The 23,606-nt window shown below is 45.2% G+C and carries 31 protein-coding genes; 27 read left to right on the top strand and 4 right to left on the bottom strand.

The features are described 5' to 3' along the window. The first annotated feature begins 88 nt into the window (after nucleotides 1–88). The 3 genes from ICN20_RS02015 (at nucleotide 89) to ICN20_RS02005 (ending at nucleotide 1,552) form a co-directional block, all read left to right on the top strand. Complete coding sequence (locus ICN20_RS02015) at nucleotides 89–241, top strand: hypothetical protein (protein WP_216237874.1); 153 nt, start codon at nucleotides 89–91, stop codon at nucleotides 239–241. Nucleotides 242–274: 33 nt separating this feature from the next. Next, entirely contained in the window at nucleotides 275–916 is a 642-nt protein-coding gene (locus tag ICN20_RS02010; RefSeq protein ID WP_216237873.1) for a hypothetical protein, read from the top strand. An 84-nt stretch (nucleotides 917–1,000) separates the two neighbouring features. Further along, the gene (locus ICN20_RS02005; protein WP_216237872.1) at nucleotides 1,001–1,552 is read left to right on the top strand and encodes a phasin family protein; all 552 of its coding nucleotides are present in this window, start codon (nucleotides 1,001–1,003) and stop codon (nucleotides 1,550–1,552) included. Nucleotides 1,553–1,564: 12 nt separating this feature from the next. Here ICN20_RS02005 and ICN20_RS02000 read toward each other — a convergent pair whose 3' ends face one another. After that, on the bottom strand, nucleotides 1,565–2,464 hold the full coding sequence (locus ICN20_RS02000; RefSeq protein ID WP_216237871.1) for a histone deacetylase: 900 nt from the start codon (nucleotides 2,462–2,464) through the stop codon (nucleotides 1,565–1,567). A gap of 18 nt (nucleotides 2,465–2,482) precedes the next feature. After that, nucleotides 2,483–2,857: a DUF2237 family protein gene (locus tag ICN20_RS01995; protein ID WP_216237870.1), complete on the bottom strand. Its 375-nt coding sequence runs from the start codon at nucleotides 2,855–2,857 to the stop codon at nucleotides 2,483–2,485. A 60-nt stretch (nucleotides 2,858–2,917) separates the two neighbouring features. On the opposite strand from ICN20_RS01995, the gene ICN20_RS01990 reads away from it, so the two are divergent. The 20 genes from ICN20_RS01990 (at nucleotide 2,918) to ccmI (ending at nucleotide 17,327) form a co-directional block, all read left to right on the top strand. Further along, nucleotides 2,918–3,322, top strand: a complete 405-nt coding sequence (locus ICN20_RS01990) for a thiol-disulfide oxidoreductase DCC family protein (RefSeq protein ID WP_216237869.1) — start codon at nucleotides 2,918–2,920, stop codon at nucleotides 3,320–3,322. Beyond that, nucleotides 3,319–3,867, top strand: a complete 549-nt coding sequence (locus ICN20_RS01985) for a chalcone isomerase family protein (RefSeq protein ID WP_216237868.1) — start codon at nucleotides 3,319–3,321, stop codon at nucleotides 3,865–3,867. Before ICN20_RS01990 ends, ICN20_RS01985 begins: the two co-directional genes overlap by 4 nt. Before the next feature lie 3 nt (nucleotides 3,868–3,870). Further along, nucleotides 3,871–4,419 carry a DUF3833 domain-containing protein gene (locus ICN20_RS01980; RefSeq protein ID WP_216237867.1) on the top strand — a complete coding sequence of 183 codons (549 nt, stop codon included), beginning with the start codon at nucleotides 3,871–3,873 and terminating at the stop codon, nucleotides 4,417–4,419. A 70-nt stretch (nucleotides 4,420–4,489) separates the two neighbouring features. Continuing rightward, the gene (locus ICN20_RS01975; protein ID WP_255534615.1) at nucleotides 4,490–5,023 is read left to right on the top strand and encodes a superoxide dismutase family protein; all 534 of its coding nucleotides are present in this window, start codon (nucleotides 4,490–4,492) and stop codon (nucleotides 5,021–5,023) included. A gap of 43 nt (nucleotides 5,024–5,066) precedes the next feature. Continuing rightward, nucleotides 5,067–5,507 (top strand): DUF2452 domain-containing protein, encoded by a 441-nt coding sequence (locus tag ICN20_RS01970; RefSeq protein ID WP_216237866.1) that lies wholly within the window; start codon nucleotides 5,067–5,069, stop codon nucleotides 5,505–5,507. Between the two features lie 28 nt (nucleotides 5,508–5,535). Continuing rightward, complete coding sequence (locus ICN20_RS01965; RefSeq protein ID WP_216237865.1) at nucleotides 5,536–6,516, top strand: zinc-binding dehydrogenase; 981 nt, start codon at nucleotides 5,536–5,538, stop codon at nucleotides 6,514–6,516. 83 nt (nucleotides 6,517–6,599) lie between these two features. After that, a complete protein-coding gene (locus ICN20_RS01960; protein ID WP_216237864.1) occupies nucleotides 6,600–7,010 on the top strand; it encodes a carboxypeptidase regulatory-like domain-containing protein in 411 nt (136 codons plus the stop codon). Nucleotides 7,011–7,102: 92 nt separating this feature from the next. Then, a complete protein-coding gene (locus ICN20_RS01955; protein ID WP_216237863.1) occupies nucleotides 7,103–7,957 on the top strand; it encodes a metal-dependent hydrolase in 855 nt (284 codons plus the stop codon). A gap of 34 nt (nucleotides 7,958–7,991) precedes the next feature. Beyond that, nucleotides 7,992–8,744, top strand: coding sequence for a transporter substrate-binding domain-containing protein (locus ICN20_RS01950; protein ID WP_216237862.1), 753 nt, complete (start codon nucleotides 7,992–7,994; stop codon nucleotides 8,742–8,744). Nucleotide 8,745: 1 nt separating this feature from the next. Then, entirely contained in the window at nucleotides 8,746–9,717 is a 972-nt protein-coding gene (locus tag ICN20_RS01945; RefSeq protein ID WP_216237861.1) for a tripartite tricarboxylate transporter substrate binding protein, read from the top strand. A gap of 22 nt (nucleotides 9,718–9,739) precedes the next feature. Then, on the top strand, nucleotides 9,740–10,291 hold the full coding sequence (locus ICN20_RS01940; RefSeq protein WP_216237860.1) for a flavodoxin family protein: 552 nt from the start codon (nucleotides 9,740–9,742) through the stop codon (nucleotides 10,289–10,291). Between the two features lie 210 nt (nucleotides 10,292–10,501). Beyond that, nucleotides 10,502–11,149, top strand: a complete 648-nt coding sequence (ccmA, locus tag ICN20_RS01935) for a cytochrome c biogenesis heme-transporting ATPase CcmA (RefSeq protein WP_255534613.1) — start codon at nucleotides 10,502–10,504, stop codon at nucleotides 11,147–11,149. Next, on the top strand, nucleotides 11,146–11,811 hold the full coding sequence (gene ccmB, locus ICN20_RS01930) for a heme exporter protein CcmB (RefSeq protein ID WP_216237859.1): 666 nt from the start codon (nucleotides 11,146–11,148) through the stop codon (nucleotides 11,809–11,811). Before ccmA ends, ccmB begins: the two co-directional genes overlap by 4 nt. Next, nucleotides 11,808–12,578, top strand: a complete 771-nt coding sequence (locus ICN20_RS01925) for a heme ABC transporter permease (RefSeq protein ID WP_216237858.1) — start codon at nucleotides 11,808–11,810, stop codon at nucleotides 12,576–12,578. The genes ccmB and ICN20_RS01925 overlap by 4 nt, the downstream gene beginning before the upstream one ends. Beyond that, nucleotides 12,578–12,766: a heme exporter protein CcmD gene (gene ccmD, locus ICN20_RS01920; RefSeq protein WP_216237857.1), complete on the top strand. Its 189-nt coding sequence runs from the start codon at nucleotides 12,578–12,580 to the stop codon at nucleotides 12,764–12,766. Before ICN20_RS01925 ends, ccmD begins: the two co-directional genes overlap by 1 nt. After that, nucleotides 12,763–13,209 (top strand): cytochrome c maturation protein CcmE, encoded by a 447-nt coding sequence (gene ccmE / locus ICN20_RS01915; protein ID WP_216237856.1) that lies wholly within the window; start codon nucleotides 12,763–12,765, stop codon nucleotides 13,207–13,209. Before ccmD ends, ccmE begins: the two co-directional genes overlap by 4 nt. Next, nucleotides 13,206–15,125: a heme lyase CcmF/NrfE family subunit gene (locus ICN20_RS01910; protein ID WP_216237855.1), complete on the top strand. Its 1,920-nt coding sequence runs from the start codon at nucleotides 13,206–13,208 to the stop codon at nucleotides 15,123–15,125. The genes ccmE and ICN20_RS01910 overlap by 4 nt, the downstream gene beginning before the upstream one ends. Beyond that, nucleotides 15,122–15,652 (top strand): DsbE family thiol:disulfide interchange protein, encoded by a 531-nt coding sequence (locus ICN20_RS01905; RefSeq protein ID WP_216237854.1) that lies wholly within the window; start codon nucleotides 15,122–15,124, stop codon nucleotides 15,650–15,652. The genes ICN20_RS01910 and ICN20_RS01905 overlap by 4 nt, the downstream gene beginning before the upstream one ends. Continuing rightward, complete coding sequence (locus ICN20_RS01900) at nucleotides 15,649–16,119, top strand: cytochrome c-type biogenesis protein (protein WP_216237853.1); 471 nt, start codon at nucleotides 15,649–15,651, stop codon at nucleotides 16,117–16,119. Before ICN20_RS01905 ends, ICN20_RS01900 begins: the two co-directional genes overlap by 4 nt. After that, nucleotides 16,116–17,327 carry a c-type cytochrome biogenesis protein CcmI gene (ccmI, locus tag ICN20_RS01895; RefSeq protein WP_216237852.1) on the top strand — a complete coding sequence of 404 codons (1,212 nt, stop codon included), beginning with the start codon at nucleotides 16,116–16,118 and terminating at the stop codon, nucleotides 17,325–17,327. Before ICN20_RS01900 ends, ccmI begins: the two co-directional genes overlap by 4 nt. A 3-nt stretch (nucleotides 17,328–17,330) precedes the next feature. Here ccmI and ICN20_RS01890 read toward each other — a convergent pair whose 3' ends face one another. Then, nucleotides 17,331–18,092 carry an SDR family oxidoreductase gene (locus tag ICN20_RS01890; protein ID WP_370624549.1) on the bottom strand — a complete coding sequence of 254 codons (762 nt, stop codon included), beginning with the start codon at nucleotides 18,090–18,092 and terminating at the stop codon, nucleotides 17,331–17,333. 115 nt (nucleotides 18,093–18,207) lie between these two features. Here ICN20_RS01890 and ICN20_RS01885 point away from each other — a divergent pair, with 115 nt between their 5' ends. The 3 genes from ICN20_RS01885 to ICN20_RS01875 are packed head-to-tail and all read left to right on the top strand — an operon-like array spanning nucleotide 18,208 to nucleotide 21,286. Next, nucleotides 18,208–19,509: a TAXI family TRAP transporter solute-binding subunit gene (locus tag ICN20_RS01885; RefSeq protein WP_216237850.1), complete on the top strand. Its 1,302-nt coding sequence runs from the start codon at nucleotides 18,208–18,210 to the stop codon at nucleotides 19,507–19,509. Nucleotides 19,510–19,518: 9 nt separating this feature from the next. Beyond that, entirely contained in the window at nucleotides 19,519–20,484 is a 966-nt protein-coding gene (locus tag ICN20_RS01880; RefSeq protein WP_216237849.1) for a tripartite tricarboxylate transporter substrate binding protein, read from the top strand. A 46-nt stretch (nucleotides 20,485–20,530) separates the two neighbouring features. Continuing rightward, complete coding sequence (locus tag ICN20_RS01875; RefSeq protein WP_216237848.1) at nucleotides 20,531–21,286, top strand: 2OG-Fe dioxygenase family protein; 756 nt, start codon at nucleotides 20,531–20,533, stop codon at nucleotides 21,284–21,286. An 11-nt stretch (nucleotides 21,287–21,297) separates the two neighbouring features. Here ICN20_RS01875 and ICN20_RS01870 read toward each other — a convergent pair whose 3' ends face one another. Then, a complete protein-coding gene (locus ICN20_RS01870; protein ID WP_216237847.1) occupies nucleotides 21,298–22,281 on the bottom strand; it encodes a tripartite tricarboxylate transporter substrate binding protein in 984 nt (327 codons plus the stop codon). An 86-nt stretch (nucleotides 22,282–22,367) separates the two neighbouring features. Here ICN20_RS01870 and ICN20_RS01865 point away from each other — a divergent pair, with 86 nt between their 5' ends. Further along, nucleotides 22,368–23,603: an MFS transporter gene (locus tag ICN20_RS01865; RefSeq protein ID WP_216237846.1), complete on the top strand. Its 1,236-nt coding sequence runs from the start codon at nucleotides 22,368–22,370 to the stop codon at nucleotides 23,601–23,603. The last annotated feature ends 3 nt before the right edge of the window (nucleotides 23,604–23,606 follow it).

Below are 23,606 nucleotides of genomic sequence, written 5' to 3'. Positions count from 1 at the left end.
ATGAACGCTATTTTCCAGCTCCTACCCCCAATCTGAGTTGGATAATGATAGAAAATATAGATATTAAGATTAATCAAGGAAATTGAGCGTGCGATCAAATAATAAAAGTTGGACTCTTGTGGTGGGCGCGCTTCTTATTGTCGCCGCCTGTATTTTGTCTTATATATTGACCAAGCCAGCTGAGGCGGATGTGTCGTTCTTAAACCAGCCCTTGATGTCTATTGCCGCCCTGGCTGCATAAATCCTACGGATTATTTCTAATACCTACTTCACTATGAATCTTTTTTTTAAGTCTATTTCAAGGCGTGCTGCTTTGGCTTTGCTAGCGGCCTCGTTTTTGGCTGGTTGCCAGTCTACTGGTCAGGATGGTAAGCCGCTGACTCCCGCAGAAATTATGCAAAAGCGTGATGCCACGATCAAAATGTCGAAGACAGGTCTCGATGCTTTAATTAAACAAAAGCCAGATGTCCAAAAAGAGATTGATCAGGCTGCTGGCTATGCAGTCTTTACAACCACCAATGTGAATATTGTTTTAATAGTGCTAGCACGTGGAGAAGGTGTTTTGTTTGATAAGCGCCGTACGGACCCTATCTTTATGCAAGCGCTCAAAACCGGTGAAGGTCTAGGTGCCGGATATCAAGATCAATATCAAGTGGCAATCTTTAAGACTCCTGGTGCAATCGACCAGTTTTTATTGACTTCAATTGATGGTCGACGTGGGGGTCTTGATGTAGATGCCAATTTCTCGGCTGGATCTGGCGGAACCATTCGCTCGTTTAATCCCGAGATTACCTTTTATACAGTTGGCCTCTCTGGGTATGATCTTCAGGCTAATTACGGAGGCACTCTCTACCTGGTCGATCAGCAACTCAATAGCGCTTCAACCCTAGATAACTTACCAAAGAAGAAGCAATAAACGTTATCTACTGGTATTTCTCTATAGAAACCCAGCTGAACGAGAGTAGATTGGTATGTAACTTAATCTCTCTGAAAGGCTGATATGAGCAAAAAACCATTAGATATGAGTGCGATACCAGGGCAACAAAGAGCTGTGGATGCAACTAAGGCTGCTGGGCGCGTAGCGATTGAGAGTGCTCAAGCCATTGCGCAAATTAATCAGCAGGCTACACAAGAATTGGCTGGCATGATTCAAAAGCGCGTATCTGAGTTGATGAAAACTCAGGATCCTCGCTCTGCATTTGAGTATGTCCATGCTGAGGTATTGCAAGATGCTGCTAAAGAGATTTCTCAATATCACAACCAATTACTTCAGGTTCTCAAAAGCGGTAATAAAGAATTGGCGGATATTGCTGAAACCATGATTCAAGAATCCAAGGCGGATTTAATACACTTTGTAAATGATGCTACAGATAACGCGCCAATTGGTAGCGAAGCTTATGTATCTGTATTTAAAACGTCATTTAACAATGCTTTGCAGAATTTTGAATTGATTCGTGCTGCAATGGCGGACTCGTTCACTAATTTTGAAAAGAGCGTAGAAAATGTCAGCAATCTTGCAAGTCCTAAGGGCGCCTCAAAGAAGAAGGGTTAAGACTTTAGGGAATTAATACTGTTGTTGAAATTGCAGGGCGGTTTTGATGGTTTGGAAATGAATATCTACCGTAGATTCAATTTCTTTGCCATAGCCGCCCGCCATTGAAAATGCAATAGGAAGCTGGCGATCTAGTGCGAACTGAAAAACCATTTCATCGCGTAAGCGCATTCCATCTTTGCTCACTTTTAACCTTCCTAGGCGATCGCCCTCATGGGGGTCTGCTCCAGCCAAGAAAATAAGGCAGTTCGCCTTGAAGCGCCCATCGAGTTGATCAAGGCAATCTGCTAGGGAGCGCAAGTAGGTTTCATCATTACAGCCATCAGGCAAACCCAAATCAAGATCACTCTCTTCTTTTTTGAATGGAAAGTTATTCTCGCCATGGATTGAAAGGGTAAAGATAGATTCATCGTTTTGAAGAATAGACGCCGTGCCATTACCTTGGTGAACATCTAAATCAATCACGGCAATTTTGAGAGATGAGCTCACTTCCTTTTGCAGGGTACGCGCAGCAATAGCTGAGTCATTAAAGACACAAAAACCACTACCGGTATCTCGATAAGCATGATGAGTCCCACCAGCTAGATTGGCAGCAATACCTTCTCGTAAGGCAGTTTTGGCTGCAGCTACTGTAGCTCCAGCTGAGCGGCGTGAGCGCTCTACCATTTGCCCGCTCCACGGAAATCCAATTTCTCTTTGCTCCTGTGCAGATAGCTTGCCCTCAATGACTTTAATGAGGTAGCTTGGATCATGGGCATACAGGATCTGAGTATCTGTTGCGGGCGGCGCTTCCACAAGCTCTATATTTTCCTGGGTGCCAACTAAGTCGCGCAAGCGAGAGTATTTTTCCATTGGGAAGCGATGTCCCGCCGGAAGGGGCAAGACAAAATGATCTGTGTAAAAGGCCTTCACGCTTTTCTTACGCTTCTGTCACACTTCTCTCGCATATTCCTTTAGGGTATCCAAGGAGACTGTCTCCAATGCCTTGATGTGAGTGCTTTCGAGCTTAATCAATGGAGCGCAATTGGCATTCAATGCTTCTACCCAGCGATTGATGCATAAACACCATTGATCACCCGAAACTAATCCCGGAAACTGATACTCTGGTCTTGGGGTAATTAAGTCATTCCCCTTGTGGAGGCTAAATTGCAAAAACTCATTTGTGACAATAGCGCAAACCAAATGACTGCCCACATCCTCTTCATTGGTTTTGCAGCATCCGTCTCTAAAAAACCCCGTTAGGGGATCAAAGGAGCAGGGAATGAGGGGCTCCCCAAATACATTTAGCGCAATCTCTTTTTGCATAGCAACCTTAAAATGAATGTGTCAGCCAGTTTATTGAATAAGCCGTAAACTTGCTGAACAATGACTCAGTTAGAAAAACTTACCTTGTTTTACGATGGTGCTTGCCCTTTGTGTCAGGCGGAGATTCTTTTTCTATCTGGACGAAATCAAGCTAATCTACTGGATTTTGTTGATATTAATTCTGAGCAGTTTGATCCACATAAGGTTGGCGTCTCGTGCGAAGCTGCATTAGCTGCAATGTATGGTCAGTTTGCTAGTGGACAATTAATACAAGGTGTTTCTGTATTTCCGGAAGCCTATCGTCGAGCTAACTTGCCGCGTCTTGCCTGGCTCTTCTCCAGAAAGTCTTTGCAACCATTTTTGAAATTAGGCTACCTCTTTTTTGCTAAGAATAGACATGCTATTTCCAGTCTATTGGGGCCAGCAGCATTGCGTTTAGTGAAGTCAAAATCAGCATCACTATGAAGATCGCTCGTTTATTTTTGATAGCCTCCTTGTTTTGTGCATTAGTGCCGAGTGGCTTTGCTCGTGATCCACTGGAATTGCCGCCCCATTTAAGCTCTGCAAAACTTCAGGGCAGTGGGCGCCTTACTTGGTGGGGTTTGCATATTTATGACGCCTCCTTTTACCGAGTGGGCTCACTTGCTTCCCCTGAATTTGCGCTAGACATGCGGTATCAAAAATCATTTTCCGGAACCTCCATTGCTAATCGCAGTGTTGAGGAGATGAAACGCATTGGCGTACCAGATGCTCAGGCAGCAGCTTGGGGGAGGGAGTTAACTGCCTTCTTGCCTAATGTAGAGTCGGGACAAACATTGACTGCGATCTACTCTCTAAAGCAAGGCACAACCTTCTATTTCGATGGCAGGCAAATAGCACAAATACCGGGGGCAGATTTCTCGAAAGCATTTTTTGGAATCTGGCTAGATCCAAAAACAAGTGCACCAAAACTTCGAACAGAGCTGCTAGGACAATCTTGTCCACCACCACTTTTTACTGAGGCTTGCTAATCTATGAAATCACTTCTTACACGATGTATCTTGTTAGCGCTCTGTAGTTTATTTTTAGCTTCTTGCTCTACGCCACAAGTTTCTCAATATGCTTCTGAAAAGCCTGCACTGGATTTAAGTGAGTATTTTTCAGGAACGATTGATGCCTATGGCATCTTTACGGATCGTAGTGGCGAAGTGAAAAAGCGTTTTACCGTATTAATCAAGGCCAATTGGACTATGGTTAATGGTAAGAAGGTGGGTACACTAGATGAGAGCTTTGAGTATTCTGATGGCACAAAGCAAAAACGCATCTGGACCCTCACTGAGCAGTCCCCGGGTAATTTCATTGGCAGGGCGGATGATGTAGTGGGAGATGCTCAGGGCCAATTGGCTGGAAATGCCCTGAATTGGACTTATACCCTTGCCTTACCCGTAGATGGCACTATTTATAACGTCCAATTTAACGATTGGATGTACCTCATTACCCCTAAAGTAATGCTTAATAAGGCCAAGATGAGTAAGTTTGGCATTGAGCTAGGCGAGGTCACCCTCAGCTTCTATAAGCGCTAAGCAAAAGGGCTGGATTTGTGTCACACTTTCTTGGAGGGCGCCGTTGAGCACCTAACCCAAGGAGATCCAAATGAATATGAAATTAAAGCAAGCTTCGATTGTTCTATCAGCGGTTGGAATCTTATCTTTAGTAGCCTGTCAATCGATGGAGCAGGGCACAGGCCAGAAAGCCAGCGCAAGTCTAGATTCAAGATCAGGATCACAGGCCAAGGGTGATGTGACTTTTACCTGGCAAGGTAATGATGTCCTCATCAACGGTAAGTTCTCTGGTTTAAAACCAAATTCAGAGCAAGGATTTCATGTTCATGAAAAGGGTGATTGCTCGGCTCCAGATGCAATGAGCGCAGGTGGCCACTTTAATCCTGAGACAAAATCACATGGCATGCCTAACAGTGGCATGAATCATGCGGGTGATCTGCCAAACATTAAATCAGATGCGAGTGGTAACGCTACTTATACAGCGAAGTTACATGGCTTTGCTGTAAACACTGGACCAACTGGCATCGTAGGCCGCTCAGTTGTAGTGCATCGCGATCCAGACGATTACAAATCTCAACCCGCTGGAAATTCTGGGCCACGTATTGCATGTGGTTTGATTAAGTAATCAGCATTTATTTAAATACATTAAAAGAGATACAGGGCATTTCATGAGAATCGAAGATACCGATCCAGCACGTCACGCGGGGATTGAATATCCAATGGAAGTGGGTGCCCCTGTATTTGCGCCTATTAAGGTTACCGAAGAAAAAGACAAAGCTGTCAATGTTGCGCGCCAAAACGCAAAGCTGGAATATGACCGCATCATGGAGCAGGCTGAAGTCTTAATGAAGCAAGCCAAGGCCCTGCAAGCAAGGTTAGACGCTACTGAAATGGTGCACAGCGCTAAATTTAGCTTTAATCCCATTCATGGAAAAATTTATCATCTCTACTACGACAGTAGAAATAATGTAAACCTGCTCATTCAGAATGGCCCAAGTGGTTGGAGCTGCGGGATTCCAGAAGGCTGGACATATTCAATGGCAGTCAAGAAGTTAGGCGATAGTACTTGGGCAGTGATTGAAGAAGAAGGCGCCCTTACGGTATTATGATTTTTTATAAAAAATATATAGGTGACATGTGACAAAAGCAAGAGTAGTTAGTCTTACTGAACTTGGTAGCGCGGACGTAATCAAGGTAATTGACAAAGAGTTGCCACCACCTGCAAAGGGTGAAGTACAGATTCGTCAAACGGCCATTGGATTCAATTTCATTGACGTATATCAGCGCTCTGGCGTTTACCCATTAGAAATGCCTACCGGTCTGGGCCATGAGGCTGCCGGTGTTGTTGAGTTGGTGGGTGAAGGCGTTACTGACTTTAAAGTGGGCGATCACGTTGTGTATATGAATGCCGGGATTGGCGCATATGCAAGTGCACGAAACGTGGCAGCTGAAAAATTGGTTCAGATACCTAGCAATATTTCTGATGAGGTAGCTGCTGCTGTTTTCTTTAAAGCGATGACTGCGCAATATCTCGTGCAAAAAACTTATCAAGTTAAGGCTGGTGATGTGGTGCTGGTGCATGCTGCTGCCGGTGGTGTTGGTCAAATTTTGGCTGGCTGGGCAAAAGCATTGGGTGCGTTTGTTGTTGGTACCGTTGGATCCCCGGCAAAATTTGCAGCTGCTAAAGAAGCGGGCTGCGATGCGGTGGTTGATTACTCCCAACCCCATTGGGTGGAAGAAGTTCTAAAGGCTACTGGCGGAAAAAAGGCCAATGTTGTCTACGACTCAGTAGCAAAAACTACTTTCTTGGGTTCATTGGATTGCACCGCTCCATTCGGTACAGTTGCCTTGTTTGGGGCTGCTTCTGGACCAGCGCCAGAGATTCAGCCAGAAATCCTCAACAAGAAGGGCTGTCTGTTTTTGACAAGACCTTCTGTATTTCCGCATAACGCAACTTCAGCTTTGTTAAAAGAAAATGCTAAAGCAGTATTCGATGCAATTGCTAAAGGTCATGTCAAAGTGCAAATCGGTGCTAAGTTTTCTTTGGAGCAGGCTGCAGACGCGCATCGTGCTGCTGAAGGAAGAAAAGTTTCAGGCGCTATTGTGATGATGCCTTAAGCTTAAGTGTCCTAGCGTACACAAGCCCCGTTGTTTTTTCCAGTGGGGCTTTTTTATGTCTAAATCAGTCGTACTATTGAAGTATGAAAGCACTGCTAAAAATTATTATTTCCACTCACCTCATTTTGATGAGTGCTTGGGCTCTGGCGCAAATTCCAGAGACGCAACAATCACAGGGAGTTTCTTATATCACCGGTGGCGTAGGTGAGGGCGAGACGGTTGCGATTCTTGCTGAAGCAAAGCAGTGGCCTTTATTATTGGAAATGTCTCAAATCGAAAATGGTAGAGGTGTTTGGATATTTGGGGCATCTATCAAAATTCTGAATAATGCAAAGCAGACAATTTTTAATGCACAGGCTGATGGACCTTATATGTTGATCAATCTTGAGTCGGGTAACTACTTTATAGAAGCAACTTATCAAGACGTAATCCAAAAGAGAGCACTATCCATCAAGCCTGACTTGCCTCAAAAGATTTCCCTGTTCTGGAAATAGAATCCAACTAAATGACGCAATGCGTCATAAGCCTAAACAGTGAATTTAGTCTATAGTTTCCTGATCAATAAAAATAATTAGGAGGCTGATGAATGAAGCGCTTTTCAACTAAACATAGTTTTGGCATATTGCTTGCTGCAGTATTGGTTTTGATTTCCTCTATTAGTAACGCCCAGAATTCTGCGGCAGCGGGTGCCCAAGGCAAGACTGAGATACTTTGGCTTGGACAGGCCGGCTTTCGAATCACAACTCCGCAAAAGAAAGTGATTTTGGTCGACCCCTGGATTACTGGTGGACCTAAGACACCGTCGATCTATAAAAATGATTTGGCAGCGATTGGGCCGGTTGATTTGCTACTAGTGACACATGCACACGTTGATCATATTGGCGATGCACCTGCAATTGCGAAGGCGAATAATACCAAGTTGTATGGTCCGGCTGACATGGTGACGCCACTCATTTTCTTGGGAGTATTGCCTGCAGATTTGGGCCACCGTTTTAACAAAAGTGGCAGCGTTAGTCCTTTGCCCGGGGTTAAGGTAACGGCTGTAAAGGCGGAGCATTCCTCTCTCTATGTTCACAAAAATCCTGCGACAGACAAAATGGAAGCACATCATGCAGGCGAAGCAATGGGTTACATCATTGAGTTGGAGAATGGCTTCAAGATTTGGGATATGGGCGACACAGGATTATTTGGCGATATGAAATTTATCGGCGAGTATTACAAACCAGATTTAGTGATGATTCCCATTGGCGGTAATTTCACAATGGGTCCAGAGGATGCTGCATATGCATTGCGCACTTGGGTTAAGCCAAAAATGGTTATACCAATGCACTACAACTCCAACCCCATGGCTAAAGGCACATTAGCCGAGTTTCAGGCGGCAATGAAGGGTAGCAATATCAAAATCATTCCGATGACTGAAGGTGAAACTGTTCAGTTCTAATGAGTTTTTATTCCATTCATTCCGGAGTTTTCTTTTGATTTCAATTTCCAATGAAGTGAGGGAGCAGCTTGCCCCTCATGGTGTTCTTTCTGCTGCCGTATATCTTGGTAACTTCTTATTAGTTACCGGACGTACATCTGCGGGAGAGCCTACTGGCATAGCGCCAGATATTTGTCGTGCAGTAGCAGAGCGCTTAGAAGTTTCGCTTGATTTAACGGGTTACGAAACCCAAGAGGAAGTAGTGGATGCTGCCGCTAGTGGAAGATGTGGAATTGTTTTGGTAGGTTCTGATCCAGCACGTGCGCAAAAGGTCACTTTTACGCCTGCTTATGCTGAGCTGGAGGCAAGTTACTTGGTGCCGGCGGACTCACCTATTCAAGATATTTCCCAGGTAGATCAACCAGGGGTTCGCATCGCATCCTTCTTTAAGAGCGCATACGATCATTGGTTGCAACGCAATCTAAAGCATGGCACGCTAGTGCATGCTGATAGCTTGCAAGCGAGCAATGAGCTTTTCCTTAGTGAAAAGTTGGATGCATTGGCTGGCCTGAAAACGGGATTGGTTTCATTTTCAAAGAAAGTCCCCGGCTCACGGGTCTTAGATGGTCAATTCACTGGTATTCAGCAAGCAATCGCCACCAAGAAATCGAATCTAGAGGCAATCACATTTTTAAGTGCATGTGTTGAAGAATTCATTCGTAGTGGTTTAGTGACGGATTTGATTCGACAGTATCAAGTGCAGGGTTTGGCTGCTGCACCTTTAAATCCAAGTTTATTAGAAAAATAATATGAAAAAAATCGTTTTCACATTGAGTCTGTTGCTGGGGTTATTGGCTTCCCATATTGCAAATGCTCAAACTGGCGCCTATCCCAATCGTCAAATCAAAATCATTTCTCCGTTTGCTACTGGTGGCATTGCAGATGGATTCTCCAGAATCATTGCGCAGGGATTAAGTGAGGCCTTTGGGCAGCCTGTGATTGTGGAAAACAAAACTGGTGGCGGTGGCAATATCGGCGCAGATTTTGTGGCCAAGTCGCCAGCAGATGGTTACACCTTAATTATGGGCAGCATTGGAACGCATGCAGTGAATCCCTATTTGGTGAAGAGCATGCCCTATGACCCACTGAAAGATTTTGTACCAGTGGTCTTTGTGCTCGATGCTGAAGGGCTGTTGGCAGTCAATCCAAATCTACCAGTAAAGAACGTGCCTGAGTTGATTGCCTACTTAAAGGCAAACCCTGGCAAAGTGTCTTATGGTTCAGGTGGTATTGGCACTGCTAGCCACTTAGCGGGAGAGCTATTCGTCATGACGGCTAAAGTGGATATGACGCACATTCCTTACAAAGGCAATGCCCTAGCAATTACGGATTTGATTGGTGGACAAACTCAAGTGATGTTTGCAACGATGCCCACTATTCTTCCTTATGTAAAAAGTGATAAGTTAAGAGGTCTGGCCGTTACTGGCGCAAGCAGGGATCCATCGATGCCAGATTTGCCAAGCATTAGTGAGACCTTGCCAGGATTTGATGTGAAGAATTGGATTGGTCTATTTGCACCAGTGGGAACACCACCAGCGATTGTTAAAAAATTGCATGATGAAGTTGCTAAAATCATGCAACAGCCAGCAGTGCAAAAGAAGCTTGAGTCAGAGGGGGCAAAGTACTACGCAATGACTCCAGAAGTATTTGGGGCGTTTCAAAAGAAAGAATCTGTCCGCTGGGGCAAGATCATCAAAAGTGCTGGCATTAAGCCGGAATAACTAATTTTTTAAGGACAAAGAGATGACTAAAATTGCAGTGGTATTTCACAGTGGCTATGGCCACACAGTAAAACAAGCAGAGGCAGTTGCAAAAGGTGCTAACGCTACATTGGTTGCAATTGATGCCGAAGGAAATTTGACTGATGCACAGTGGACGACTGTGAACGAAGCTGATGCCATCATTTTTGGTTCACCAACTTATATGGGTACTGTCAGCTGGCAATTTAAAAAGTTTGCTGATGCGAGTTCTAAGCAGTGGTTTTCTCAGCAGTGGAAAGATAAAGTATTCGGCGGATTTACTAATTCAGCCACTATGAATGGTGATAAGCATTCCACATTGCATTATTTCTTTACCCTGGCCATGCAACACTCCGGCTTATGGGTTGGTACTGGTCTAATGCCTTCCAACTCTAAAGCTGCTAAGCGTGACGACGTTAACTATGTTGGTTCCTTTGCTGGAGCAATGATGCAAACTCCTTCAGATGCCAGTGCGGATGAGGTGAATGTTGGGGACTTAGAGACTGCCAGACTCTATGGCCAGCGTATTGCAGAAATTACTAAGCGCTTTAAGTAACTTTGGTAAGCTTGCTGTTTGCTAAGTGCTTGATTTGACAAAGAAAACCACCTGCGGGTGGTTTTTTCTTTCTTGTTCGACTAGGTTTATAATTTCATAAGTAATTGAATTGAAAGGGATTATTCCCTTAATTCCACTTTTGCCGGTTTGACAGCCCCTATGGGCTCTTGGACAATGCTTGGGGTGGTTTGAATCAAGCCATTGCCTTACATGACAGCCAATACCTCCTTCTCCTCCATTGCGCCACATCTCATGCTCGAAGCTCGCGCACTGTGCTGTGTTCGTGGTGAAAGACGCTTATTTCAGGATCTGAATTTAACAGTCTCAGCCGGGGAGTGTCTGCATGTTCGTGGTGAGAACGGCGTTGGAAAAACGAGTCTGTTAAGACTGTTGACGGGTTTATCCAAGCCAGAGGCTGGAGAAATTCTATGGGGCGGGCAATCGATTTCTAAAGACGCATCTACCTATCATCGTGAGCTTTTATTTCTGGGACATCGAGATGCCCTGAAGGAAGATCTTACGGCGCTAGAAAATGTGCAGCTATATGCAGCTCTTGATGGTGTTGCGCTTTCTGATGAAAAAGCATTGTCTGCTCTATGGCGTTTTGGTTTACGTGGACGTGAGCATTTAACAGTCAACTGTTTGTCGGCTGGACAAAAGCGCCGTGTCTTAATGGCTCGCATGCTGACACGTCAAGCCAAATTATGGATATTGGATGAGCCTTTTAATGCGCTTGATATACATGCTATGCAAGCTTTGCAAGGCTTGATTGGTGAGCATATAGAGCAGAGCGGTCTGGTGATATTCACCAGCCATCAAGAAGTAAGCCTTCCATCTCTGAGGGTGCTTGAGCTATGAATGCCTTATTAGCGATCATCCATCGCGATTTACTTTTGGTAATGCGCCGTAAGAGTGAGGTGCTCACAGCACTATTCTTTTTTGTAGTGGTTACGAGTTTGTTTCCATTGGGCATTGGCGCAGATATGGCGTTACTACGCAAAATTGCCCCTGGCGTTCTATGGGTCGCGGCCCTGTTGTCGACCTTGTTGGGCCTGCATCGTATGTTTGCAGCAGACTATCAAGATGGCTCTTTAGAGCAGCTCGCTTTATCGCCCCAACCTATGGTGCTACTGATAACCGGAAAAATTATTGCTCACTGGTTTGTGTGTGGTTTGCCACTCGTACTCTTGGCCCCAGTGATTGGCATTCAGTTTGATCTGGATGCTAGCTCTTTATATGTGTTGATGGGCACCCTCTTATTGGGTACGCCAGTGCTATCCTTGCTGGGCTCCATTGGCGCAGCACTGACCTTGGGGGTAAGGGGTGGCGGTATCTTATTAAGCTTATTAATACTGCCTTTATATATTCCGGTGCTTATTTTTGGTGCTGGCGCCGTATATGCAAATAGCGTGGGCTTAGGTACATCAGGTCATTTTTCATTGCTAGGCGCATTATTGATTTTGGCTTTAGCATTTGTTCCTTGGGTAAGTAGTGCCGCCGTCAAGATTGCGATTGAATGACTCAATTAAATAATTTTTCTAACCACCGCTTGGTTAACTGGTTTAAGTTATCCAGCCCTAGTACCTTTTATCCGGTGGCGGGTAAGCTCATTCCATTCTTTTGGGTTCTGACTTTTCTATTTGGCGCTGCTGGTTTATGGGTGAGTTTTTTTGTGGCCCCGGTGGACGCTGTGCAGGGTCAGGGCTATCGGATTATTTTTATCCATGTGCCCGCCTCTTGGATGTCGATGTTTATCTATTTAGTGATGGCTGCATGGGCAGGATTGGGTCTAGTTTTTAATACCCGCTTGTCTGCCATGATGGCGCAGGCACTTGCTCCAATAGGCGCCTGGATGGCATTTCTATCCTTATGGACGGGTGCTTTTTGGGGTAAGCCAATGTGGGGCACTTGGTGGGTTTGGGATGCCCGCCTCACCTCAGAGTTGATTCTCTTATTTCTTTACTTGGGCTTTATTGCCTTACGAGCATCTATCGATGATCCTCGTCGTGCCGACAAGGCTAGCGCTATTTTGGCTTTGGTAGGGGTAGTCAACGTACCCATTATTTATTTTTCTGTGAAATGGTGGAATACCTTGCATCAAGGGGCATCTGTTTCTTTAACAAAAGCGCCGGCCATGGCTCAAACCATGCTGTGGGGAATGCTATTGATGGCTTTATGTCTTTGGATGTACACCATTGCAGTTACCTTAATGCGAGTGAGGGCAATCATTTTGGAGCGTGAAGCCCATGCCGATTGGGTGAGACAATCAATTGAGGTGAAAAGCTGATGTGGAATAGCCCTTCCGAGTTTTTTGCCATGGGTGGCTACGCTCTATATGTATGGAGCAGTTTTGGTGTTTGTGCACTAGTGTTGATATTGGAGCCGCTATTTGTGCGTGCTCGTTTCAGGTCAATAGTGCGCAGGTTAAGGCAAGAACAACTAGCAGAGCAGTTTGATAAAGAGACAAGTAAGTGAAGCCTAGATATAAACGTGCGTTGATGATTGTTGCCGCTCTCGTTGTTATTGGAGTAGCAGCACTTTTAATCTTGAATGCACTTAATAGCAATATCGCTTTGTATGTCACTCCAAGTGATGTGGTGGCTGGTAAAGCTCCCCAAGGTCAGGCTTTCCGAATTGGTGGCATGGTGAAAGATGGGTCGCTAAAGCGCGATGGGCTAACAGTGCACTTTGTCATCACTGACCTCGTTAAAGACATTCCAGTGGCGTATACCGGCATCCTTCCTGATTTATTTAAAGAGGGCAAGGGCGCAGTCATTCAAGGTCGTTTGAATGCAGATGGTGAATTTATTGCCAGCGAAGTACTAGCTAAACACGATGAGAATTACATGCCACCTGAGGCTAAGCATGCCTTAGAGCAGGCTCAAAAAAATGGCAACAATAATGGAAGCGCTAAATGATTCCTGAGTTTGGGCATTACGCTTTAGTTCTAGCGCTTTGTATTGCCTTGATTCAAGGGGTCTTGCCTTTATTGGGTGCGCATTTTGGCCGCCGTGACTGGTTGGTGTTGGCAAGACCTGCTGCACAAACCGTTTTCCTGTTGCTTGCCATTGCCTTTGGAATATTAGCTTGGAGTTTTTACGTTAATGATTTTTCCGTGCTTTATGTTGCTGAGCACTCTAATTCACAGCTGCCGATTATCTATCGATTAGGTGCGGTATGGGGAGGTCATGAAGGCTCGCTGTTGTTGTGGATCTTCTTGCTATCTACTTGGACGATTTTGGTTGCGCAACTCTCCAATGCATTAGATGACTTCATGGTGGCACGCGTCATTGGCGTATTGGGTCTCGTGACTAGTGGTTTGTTGTTATTTGTTTTAACAACCTCAAATCCTTTTGAGCGTTTATTACCTGCCGCTCAAGATGGCCGTTCCTTAAACCCGCTCTTACAAGACCCGGGTTTGGTGTTTCATCCACCAATGCTCTACATGGGCTATGTTGGTTTCTCGGTAGCCTTTGCATTTGCGATTGCGTCTTTATTGTCGGGTAGATTAGATGCTGCATGGGCGCGCTGGTCACGTCCTTGGACTACAGCTGCTTGGGTTTTTCTGACTCTGGGTATTGCGCTTGGTTCATGGTGGGCTTATTACGAATTAGGTTGGGGTGGCTGGTGGTTTTGGGACCCTGTTGAAAATGCTTCATTTATTCCTTGGCTCGTAGGCACCGCCTTATTACATTCTTTAGCGGTTACTGAAAAGCGTGGCGGCTTTAAGAGTTGGACCGTGCTCTTGGCAATTACCGCATTCTCGTTGTCGTTATTGGGTACCTTTCTAGTGCGTTCGGGGGTATTAACTTCGGTTCATGCATTTGCAACTGACCCACGTCGCGGTATTTTCATCCTCATCTTTTTGTCACTGGTGGTTGGATCATCTCTATTGCTATATGCCTGGCGTGCACCTAAAAGCACTATGGGTGGCAAATTTAATCTAAGTTCTAGAGAAACATTTATCTTGCTCGGTAATGTCTTCTTGGTAGTTTCTGCAGGATCTGTATTGCTGGGAACGTTATATCCATTGCTGATTGATGCTCTGCATCTTGGCAAGATTTCTGTTGGCCCCCCTTATTTCAATAGTGTCTTCGTGCCTATCATGGTTCCATTATTGGTATTGATGGGCATTGGTCCTTGGTCAAGCTGGAAGCAAAGCAACTTACTCGCCATCATTAAACGTTTGTGGCTTGCTGGGTTGGTTGCTCTGATCGCAGGTATATCGATCCCATTGATCATGGGCCAATTTACCTGGCTTGCAGGTATGGGCTTCATGCTCGCCTTTTGGGTGATTGCTTCTGGTTGTATGCAAATTGTTCGCCAAGCAAAAGCTGGTAAGCCCACACGCTCTTTTATTGGTATGCAAGTGGCGCATTTAGGTATTGCGGTTTTTGTCATTGGTGTCACGATGGTGGGCGCTTATCAAGAAGAAAAAGATGTGCGCATGTCAGCAGGCGACACAGTAACGGTTGGTGGTTATCAAATTCAGCTGCAGGGCGTCAATGCAGTTCGTGGACCAAATTACCAGGCAATGCGCGGTACATTCATTTTGTCAAAAAATGGCAGTGGTCAGATCAGTCTTTATCCTGAGAAGAGAAGTTACTTCTCATCGACGATGCCAATGACAGAGGCAGCGATTGATGCTGGGCTTACTCGTGATGTCTATGTGTCTCTAGGCGAAGAGCTTGGAGATCAGTCTTGGGCAGTACGCGTGTATTACAAACCTTTTGTTGACTGGATTTGGGGCGGTTGCTTGTTAATGGCTTTGGGCGGCGTACTGGCCATGTCGGATAAGCGCTATCGCTTGAAGCTAAAGAGCAAGTTCTCATGAAGGCTAAGTTTTTAATTCCACTCGTACTGTTTGTTGCGTTGGTAGTCTTTTTGGCTATTGGATTAAATCGTGATCCACATGAGGTTCCGTCTCCGTTAATTAATAAGGCAGCACCTGCATTTGAGATTGCTCAATTGGCTGATTCCAATAAAACATTCTCACCTGCTAGCATGAAGGGCCAGGTGTGGATATTGAATGTCTGGGCATCGTGGTGTGTGGCATGTCGTGAAGAACATCCTGTTTTGGTGGAGCTGGCTAAATCTCAAATGGCACCAGTTATTGGTCTGGATTACAAAGACAAGCGAGAAGATGCTATGGCGATGTTGGCAAAGCAAGGCAATCCCTATACCCTCTCCGCTTTTGATGGCAATGGTCGTGTTGGTATTGATTATGGTGTCTACGGCGTTCCTGAGACTTACATTATTGATAAGGCGGGCGTGATTCGCTTTAAGCATATCGGCCCATTAACGATGGATTTATTGAATCAGAAAATTTATCCGATGCTGACTGAGCTTAAGAAATCATGAAAAACATTTTCTTAATCGCCGTTTGTGTATTAAGTCTGGGTAGCGCCATTGCTAATGAAGCTGCGCCCCTAGCGGATGATCCTTTGACAGAACAGCGTCTCATTAGTATTTCTGAAGAAATGCGCTGCCTGGTTTGCCAGAACGAATCCTTAGCTGGCTCACGCTCTGACTTGGCAAATGATTTGCGTCGTGAAATCCGCACCTTAATTAAAGAAGGCAAGAGCGACGATCAAATTCGCACCTTTATGGTTGAGCGTTACGGTGATTTTGTCTTATACCGCCCTCCAGTTAAACCAGTGACATGGCTGCTCTGGATTGGTCCATTCGTTATATTGGTTATCGGTATTGCTGGTTTATTAATGTACTTGCGACGCAGAAACGGCTTTGTGCCTATAGTCGCTCTGACTGATGCGGATAATCAGAAAATCGATGCCATGCTCAATGCGGCTGATAAGAAAGAAGGATGAATTTAGTGACTAGCTTCTTGATTCCGGCATTTCTGCTCCTGGTATTGGTATTGGTATTGCTACTGAGACCTTTTATATTTCCTGCAAAGAGCAAGGCAACTTCACGTCGTCAGATGAATGCCACTATTTATCGCGAGGAGTTGGATAAATTAGAAGCAGAACATCAATCCGGTGTAATTAACTCGGTTGATTATGAAATTGCCCATGCAGAAATGCGTCAACGTCTTTTTCAAGACACTATTGAAGAAGATGACCGAGAGGTTCCGGGCTCTACCAAGAAAACTGCTGTCGGACTATGTATTTTCATCATATTAATTTCATCAGCACTCTACTTTTCCTTAGGCGACGTTGTTCGCATAGCCCAAAGAAATTCTGAGCAGCCGGTTACTCAAGAGGGTGTTGAAAAAATGGTGGACGAGTTTGCCGTCAAGATGGAAAAGGATCCTACGAATCTCAAGGGCTGGGCAATGTTGGCGCGCTCCTATCGTATTTTGGGGCGTAACGAGGATGCTGCTAATGCTTATGCACGTGCTGGTAACTTTATAGATTCTGATCCGCAATTATTAGCGGATTACGCGGACGTATTGGCTACAAATGCCAACGGTAATTTTTCTGGTAAGCCTTTGCAGTTGATTAATCAAGCTCTTAAGCTAGATCCTAATAATTTAATGGCGCTTTGGCTTTCTGGAACTGCTTCTTATAACGCGAGTAATTACAAGGCAGCAGTACAGACTTGGGAAAAGCTGGCAAAACAAATACCACCCGATACTGATGAGGCGCGTGCTATACAGGGATCCATTGCGGAGGCACGCTCTAAAGGTGGTTTAGCTGCCACCATTGCTTCTCCAGTCCAGGTTGGCAATGGTGGAAAAGAGATCAGCGGCAAGATTGAAATATCTGCAGACCTCAAATCTAAAATGAAGCCTGGGGATATTGTGATGGTGATTGCACGTAAGCCGGGTGAGCGTATGCCAGTTGCAGTCTTAAAAGTGCCTGCAACGGATTTTCCGATGAGCTTTACTTTGAATGATGCCTTGGCTATGAATCCAAGCGCACCTCTTTCACAGTTAACAGAAGCTAGTATTGAAGTGCGGGTCTCTAAGACAGGAATGGCTAAGCCGGAAGCTGGGGATTTAATCTCTAATGCGAAAATCGTTAAGGTTGGCACTAAAGACTTACAGCTCCAGATAGATCAGGTACGTCAGTAAGCTCTAGCCCCTGCCAACAAAGGGCATATTCGTTGCCATAATAGTCATCGAGAGAATATTGCTTTCTAGTGGCAGTTGGGCCATATGTAGTACAGCTTCTCCGACATGATCAACGTCCATGCGCGGCTCCACCTTGATAGATTGATCAGCCTGCATAATTCCAGCGGCCATGCGTTCAGTCATCTCGGTAGCAGCATTACCGATATCAATTTGACCGCAAGCAATATTGAATGGGCGCCCATCTAAGGCAATGGTTTTTGTCAAACCGCTAATGGCATGTTTTGTAGCGGTGTAGGGAGCTGACATAGGACGCGGTGCATGCGCGGAGATTGAGCCGTTATTGATAATTCTGCCGCCTTGAGGGGATTGGGCTTTCATCATGCGAATTGCTTCTTGTGAACACAAGAATGCGCCACACAGATTCGCATTGACTACATTCATCCACTGTTCGTAACTCAAGTCTTCCATAGGAATGGCAGGAGCACCCATTCCGGCATTATTGAATAGGACATCTATGCGACCAAATTTATTGCTAAGGGCTGCAAACAGTTTTTTGACTTCATCGGGCTTACCAACGTCGCAAGAGACGGCAAGGCAATTATTCTCATTGCCGCCGATATCGGTGATCGCTTTCTGTAATTTGTCTAAATTACGCCCGGTTAGAACCACTTGATACCCACCTTTAAGAAGGGCTTTGGCTGCTGCCTTGCCAATGCCAGTTCCTGCGCCGGTGACTAGGGCTACCTTGGTTTTAGCTGAATTCATCATGTTCTTTGGGACGTCTAAAAAGCCTCATCTTATCTCGATTTAGATGTTCAGTTTTGAAACCTTTTCCGAATGCCATGGTCGGGGCATAATGCAAAAAACATAAGAGGTTTTAATGAATTTAATCAGAAGACAAATTTATAACCCCCTGGCTCTAGCAGCTAGCTTTTTTGTACTGCTAATTATCATTTTTGGCGTGTTGTGGATCTTAGTCCCGCCACCACCAAAGTCGATTGAAATGGCTACGGGCTTTCCTACTGGACTCTATTACCAGTTTGGAGAGCGACTGAAGGCGGAGCTCTCTAATGATGGTGTAGATCTGAAGGTTCGCTCAACTGGTGGAACGTTAGATAACTTACGCCTCTTAAATGATCAAAAATCTGGAGTAGATTTTGCGATGGTACAAGGTGGTGTTGCCAAGATCAGTGAATATCCCAATTTGGTGTCCATAGCAGGAATGTTTTATGAGCCAATTTGGGTTTGGTATCGCGAGGGTGCTTTTAAAGCTGATGGCGGTCAACTGAAGATATTGAGTCAGTTAAAAGGCAAGAATGTCTCGATAGGTAATGAGGGGAGTGGTACTTTAGCGCTAACAAAAGATATATTGCAGGCTAGCGGTATTTCTGAAAAAGAATTTAATACGCAGAAGTTAACCCCTGATGAAGCTATAGCCAAGTTAAGTAAGGGCGAGCTGGACGCAGTATTTATTGTGGCCGCAGCAGAAGCGCCGATCTTGAGAAAGTTTTACTCCATCCCGGGTATCCGTTTGATGAGCTTTGACCAGGCGGATGCATATACTCGCAATCTTCCTTACTTATCTAAGGTAACAGTGCCAAGGGGATTATTGAGTATTCAGTATGACCAGCCGCGTCAGGATATTCAGGTTATGGCTGCCACTGCTACTTTGGTGGCTCATGACAATGTCAGCCCAGCATTGGTGTCACTCCTGCTTAGTGCTTCTTACGATATTTTGAAATCATATTCTCGCTTACAAAAAACGGGCGAGTTTCCTTCTAGTTCTGGCTTAGATTTTCCTTTGCATGCGGATGCCGAGATTTATTTAAAGGATGGACCTTCATTCTTGCATCGCCACTTGCCATTCTGGACTGCAGTTTGGGCTGGGCGTTTTGTCAAGATTGTTATTCCATTGCTGGTCATTTTGATTCCATTATTTACTTACATTCCAACAACTAAAAACTTCTTATTGCGCTTGAAGTTAGCTCAAGTGTATGAAGAGCTTAAAGTCATTGAGCGGAATGCCCAAAATCCAGCGCTTAAAGAAAAGAATTTTAAGGATCTCGAGGATATTGAAAGACGTGTTGGCAATATCAAGGTATCCATGTTGGATGCTAAAGAGTTATATGACCTTAAGGGTCATGTGGGTGAAGTGCGTGTACGCTTGAATTTGGTTCACTGAGGGGATTACATGTATAAAACAATTCAAAAAGTGTTGTTGGTATTGGGTATTGCCAGTTCTTTTGGTGTCCAGGCGCAAAGTTACCCCAATAAGCCTATATCCATGGTGGTTCCTCAGACAGCGGGCGGCACTAACGATATTGTGGCGCGCTTGATTGCGCCTACATTTGGCGAATCTATTGGCGCTTCCATTGTGGTTGAAAACAGGCCTGGTGCTGGCGGCAATATTGGCACTCAAAGCGTTGCTCGCTCAGCAAAGGATGGCTATACCTTATTGCTCACTATTAATAGTGCACAAGCTATTAATCCCTCTCTGTATAAGAATCCTGGTTTTGATCCCATCAATGATTTTGTGCCCTTGTATTACATAGGTGCTACTCCATATGTACTGGTATCACCACCAGGATCACCATACAAAACTTTGGCCGATGTTGTTGCTGCTGCCAAGAAGAAGCCTGGTGAGCTTTCTTATGCCTCCGCTGGCAATGGCACCATTAGTCATTTATTGGGTGCGATGCTCAATGCTAGCGCTGGCATTGAGATGCAGCATATTCCATATAAAGGAGTGGCTCCTGCCATCAATGATGTACTGGGCGGACAAGTACCTTTGGCGTTTGCAAGTTTGCCATCTGCATTAAATTACATCAAAGCGGGAAAATTACAGGCGATTGCGATTAGTTCTGCAAAGCGATCAAGCGCAGCACCAGAAATTCCGACGATTGCCGAAACTTATCCTGATTGTGTGGGTGAGGTTTGGGTGGCGATCTTTGCGCCAATCGGTATCAGTGCAGATGTTGTAAAGAAAGTTCAAGTAGCAATGGAGAAGACCATGGCTAAACCAGAAGTGCGCGAAAAGTTAACTGCGCAAGGCTTGGATCTTGCCCCCGTACCCACTTCAAAGTTGAGCGCTTTACTCAAAGATGAGTTGGCAAAGTGGGCAAAGATTGTGAAAGCCTCTGGCGCTCAGTTGGATTAAGGCAGTTGAACACACTAAGTTCTGCCGCTTGACCTAAAATAGACACATGACAATTACTGGCCTTGCGCCTACGTTAACCCCTTTAAAGCAGATTGATCAGGCATTGCGTAATGACGGCTATGCAGTCGTATCGGCCGAGACTGTTGCTGAATTTAGTCATGTTGCTTTATCTAGTCTGCAAAATCTCACACAGTTTTGGGAAGATTTACCTCGTGACCCCTATCTGAAGGATGGCGGTCGCTATCGCTTTCGTCGTCATGCTAGTTATCAGATTAAGGGTAATGATCTTGCCTTGGTTCCGCACCGTGCGCATTGGCAGTCACTTGACTACAACGCATTGCATGGCGGGATTGAGCGTTGGTTTGAGCCTATTCAAAGTGAGTTGTTAAACAATCCCGCTTGGCAGGCCGTATTGCTTGGTCTTGCTCATATCCTGAATGGCCTAAAGCCTGTAAATACTTGGTTTGTTGAGGCGCATCAATTTCGGATTGATACCGCCGATGGAATCGGGCGCCCCACTCCAGAGGGCGCTCATCGTGATGGTGTCGATTTTGTAGCAGTCTTTTTGTTAGATCGTTCAGGCATCAAGGGCGGTGAGACCAGAATATTTGATACCTCTGGTTCTGCAGGCTTGCGTTTTACACTTTCGCAACCCTGGTCTGTATTGTTAATGAATGACCAACGCATGATTCATGAATCTACGCCCATACAGCCATTGGGAAATTACGGCTATCGAGATACCTTAGTCCTTACTTACCGTTCTAACGGTTTCCAGGACTCACCGAATCGTAGTCAGCAATAAACCTTTTGGGTTTACTCTGGCTCCATGCCAGCTTCTTTAATAGCCTTTGCCCATTTCGCAGTTTCTAGTTTAATTTTTTGTCCGAGAGCCTCAGGTGTGCCGGGTTGGGTTTCAAACCCATTTGCAGAAAGTCTTTCAACCAGGTCTTTTGATTTAGCGGCATTGTTGATTGCTTGATTGAGTTTGAGAACCGCTTCCTTTGGCATGCCTGCTGGCCCAAATGCTGCAAAGAAGGCAATCAGTTCATAGCCTTTGGTGCCTAGTGCTTCATTTACGGTAGGGAGCTCCGGAATGACTGGTGAGCGCTTCAATGAAGTAACGGCTAGACCACGAATCTTTCCTGCTTGCACCTGCGGCAAAGATACCCCAAAGTCAGATGTGAACATGTTGACCTGACCGCCAATTAAATCAGTCATTGCATTGGGGCCGCTTTTGTATGACACGCCAGTCATTTTGATATCCGCAAAGCTCGCTAACATTTCTGAGGAAACACGCTGCGATGTGCTTGCATAAGCAAATGTGATTTTTCCCGGATTCGCTTTAGCAAGCGATACAAATCCGTTAAGGGATTTGACGGGTACATCATTATTAACAGCAATGATGAGTGGCGCTGATCCAAAGTATCCAATAGGGGTAAAGGCGGTATCTTGGTTGTAAGGTAGATTCTTAACAAGACTTTTCAGGGCGGCATTGGTGCTGTTGGTGCCAAACAATATCGTGTATCCATCTGCGGGCGCTTTGGCTACAAAATCTGCACCAATGAGTCCATTTGCTCCGGGTCGATTTTCAATAACGACGGGCTGACCCAATGTCTCAGACATCTTTGCAGCAAAAGCGCGGCCAATTTGATCTGTAGTGCTACCAGCAGCAAAAGGAACAATTGCTTTTATAGGTTTTGAAGGGTAGTTATCGGCCATTGCTAGCGGGCTTATAAAGCCTATAAAAAGGCTGATGCTGATCCGCAGTAGGCTGCCGGTAAAGAATTTACTGTTCATGCTGTCTCCATCTTATTTTTTAATAGTGTAGCGGGTCTGACTCCTTCTGGGCGAGTAGAATGGGTTCACGTTTCTACTGACTATTTATGCGCTTTCGTTCAGCTGGTTATACCCCCCTTATGCTCATGGCACAAACCTGTGCCTTATTGGGCTTTGCTTGCTACGCCGTAGTATTAACTGCTTTGCAAGATGAGTGGAGCCTCAGCAATTTGCAGTCAGGTTTAATTGCCAGCGCCTTCTTCTTTGGCTATATGCTGGCAGTTCCTTTGGCTACTGCGTTAACTGACCGGGTTGATGCCCGCAAGGTATATCTTGTGGGTGGCCTCACTGCTACTTGCGGACTTTTAGGTATGGGCTTGTTGGCCAATAACTTTTGGACTGCATTCATTTTTATGGCTTTGAACGGCGCCGGTCTTGCAGGCACCTATATGCCAGGTCTCAAAATTTTGTCAGATCGGATTCAGTCTGGAGAATTAACGCGGCATATTGCTTTTTACACCGCCTTCTTCGGCATCGGTACGGGATTTTCGTATTTATGCTCAGGCTGGATTCTGAGTGCGCTAGGTTGGCACTACGTATTTAGCTTGATTGCCTTAGGTCCATTTAGCGCTTTTCTGATTGTTTTTCTACTTATTCCAGCTCTACAGCATGAGAAATGGAAGGGCCCGATTAACATTCGTTTGCACGATATTTTTCCTGTAGACAAATGGAAATTGGTTTTGCAAGACAAGAATGCATCTGGCTATATTTTTGGGTATACCGCCCATACGCTAGAACTCTTTGCCTCTAGAAGTTGGATTGTTGCTTTCTTTGCTTTTTGCGCAGTCGCCTCTGGAGAGGCATTCTTTTTGACGGCTACTACCTTAGCGGGTGTGATTAATTTCTTTGGCGTACCTGCTTCTATCATGGGGAATGAGATTGCCTTAAGGGTTGGCCGTCAAAAGTGGGTATGTTTTGTGATGCTTGCTAGTGCTGTTTTGGGCATTGCATTTGCATGTTCTACAGGCCAGTCATGGTGGTTGATTGTTGCTCTAGCGATTGGACATGCAATTTTCATCATGGCAGATTCTTCAACACTTACAGCGGGCTTAGTGATAAGTGCGCAAGAAAACATTAAGGGTGCGGCAATGGGTCTGCACTCCTTGATGGGTTTTGGTGGCGGCTTATTGGGCCCAGCAATTTTTGGTTTCGTTTTGGATATCTCTGGCTCTCGTGCTTCACAGATTTCTTGGGTGTGGGCATACGTTGCTGTCGTCATGTGGGGCGTTCTATTTGTAATTTACGAGCGTCGTAGGGGCTGGGGTAGTTCTGTGCGCACATGAGTG

The sequence above is a fragment of the Polynucleobacter sp. JS-Polo-80-F4 genome, assembly GCF_018881965.1.
Taxonomy (GTDB): domain Bacteria; phylum Pseudomonadota; class Gammaproteobacteria; order Burkholderiales; family Burkholderiaceae; genus Polynucleobacter.
Note: the sequence above shows the minus strand (reverse complement) of the source record. Positions and strands in the feature narration are given on the sequence as shown.

Excerpts from the sequence above, each read along its gene's own strand:
- ccmD (WP_216237857.1), top strand. The coding sequence starts at position 12,578 with ATGTGGAATAGCCCTTCCGAGTTTTTTGCCATGGGTGGCTACGCTCTA.
- ICN20_RS01995 (WP_216237870.1), bottom strand. The coding sequence starts at position 2,857 with ATGCAAAAAGAGATTGCGCTAAATGTATTTGGGGAGCCCCTCATTCCC.
- ICN20_RS01975 (WP_255534615.1), top strand. The coding sequence starts at position 4,490 with ATGAATATGAAATTAAAGCAAGCTTCGATTGTTCTATCAGCGGTTGGA.
- ccmB (WP_216237859.1), top strand. The coding sequence starts at position 11,146 with ATGAATGCCTTATTAGCGATCATCCATCGCGATTTACTTTTGGTAATG.
- ICN20_RS01870 (WP_216237847.1), bottom strand. The coding sequence starts at position 22,281 with ATGAACAGTAAATTCTTTACCGGCAGCCTACTGCGGATCAGCATCAGC.
- ICN20_RS01925 (WP_216237858.1), top strand. The coding sequence starts at position 11,808 with ATGACTCAATTAAATAATTTTTCTAACCACCGCTTGGTTAACTGGTTT.
- ICN20_RS01885 (WP_216237850.1), top strand. The coding sequence starts at position 18,208 with ATGAATTTAATCAGAAGACAAATTTATAACCCCCTGGCTCTAGCAGCT.
- ccmI (WP_216237852.1), top strand. The coding sequence starts at position 16,116 with ATGAATTTAGTGACTAGCTTCTTGATTCCGGCATTTCTGCTCCTGGTA.
- ICN20_RS01940 (WP_216237860.1), top strand. The coding sequence starts at position 9,740 with ATGACTAAAATTGCAGTGGTATTTCACAGTGGCTATGGCCACACAGTA.
- ICN20_RS01880 (WP_216237849.1), top strand. The coding sequence starts at position 19,519 with ATGTATAAAACAATTCAAAAAGTGTTGTTGGTATTGGGTATTGCCAGT.
- ICN20_RS01985 (WP_216237868.1), top strand. The coding sequence starts at position 3,319 with ATGAAGATCGCTCGTTTATTTTTGATAGCCTCCTTGTTTTGTGCATTA.
- ICN20_RS01960 (WP_216237864.1), top strand. The coding sequence starts at position 6,600 with ATGAAAGCACTGCTAAAAATTATTATTTCCACTCACCTCATTTTGATG.
- ICN20_RS01990 (WP_216237869.1), top strand. The coding sequence starts at position 2,918 with ATGACTCAGTTAGAAAAACTTACCTTGTTTTACGATGGTGCTTGCCCT.
- ICN20_RS01890 (WP_370624549.1), bottom strand. The coding sequence starts at position 18,092 with ATGAATTCAGCTAAAACCAAGGTAGCCCTAGTCACCGGCGCAGGAACT.
- ICN20_RS01980 (WP_216237867.1), top strand. The coding sequence starts at position 3,871 with ATGAAATCACTTCTTACACGATGTATCTTGTTAGCGCTCTGTAGTTTA.
- ICN20_RS01910 (WP_216237855.1), top strand. The coding sequence starts at position 13,206 with ATGATTCCTGAGTTTGGGCATTACGCTTTAGTTCTAGCGCTTTGTATT.
- ICN20_RS01875 (WP_216237848.1), top strand. The coding sequence starts at position 20,531 with ATGACAATTACTGGCCTTGCGCCTACGTTAACCCCTTTAAAGCAGATT.
- ccmA (WP_255534613.1), top strand. The coding sequence starts at position 10,502 with ATGACAGCCAATACCTCCTTCTCCTCCATTGCGCCACATCTCATGCTC.
- ICN20_RS01945 (WP_216237861.1), top strand. The coding sequence starts at position 8,746 with ATGAAAAAAATCGTTTTCACATTGAGTCTGTTGCTGGGGTTATTGGCT.
- ICN20_RS01955 (WP_216237863.1), top strand. The coding sequence starts at position 7,103 with ATGAAGCGCTTTTCAACTAAACATAGTTTTGGCATATTGCTTGCTGCA.
- ICN20_RS01970 (WP_216237866.1), top strand. The coding sequence starts at position 5,067 with ATGAGAATCGAAGATACCGATCCAGCACGTCACGCGGGGATTGAATAT.
- ICN20_RS02010 (WP_216237873.1), top strand. The coding sequence starts at position 275 with ATGAATCTTTTTTTTAAGTCTATTTCAAGGCGTGCTGCTTTGGCTTTG.
- ICN20_RS01900 (WP_216237853.1), top strand. The coding sequence starts at position 15,649 with ATGAAAAACATTTTCTTAATCGCCGTTTGTGTATTAAGTCTGGGTAGC.
- ICN20_RS01865 (WP_216237846.1), top strand. The coding sequence starts at position 22,368 with ATGCGCTTTCGTTCAGCTGGTTATACCCCCCTTATGCTCATGGCACAA.
- ICN20_RS01905 (WP_216237854.1), top strand. The coding sequence starts at position 15,122 with ATGAAGGCTAAGTTTTTAATTCCACTCGTACTGTTTGTTGCGTTGGTA.
- ICN20_RS02005 (WP_216237872.1), top strand. The coding sequence starts at position 1,001 with ATGAGCAAAAAACCATTAGATATGAGTGCGATACCAGGGCAACAAAGA.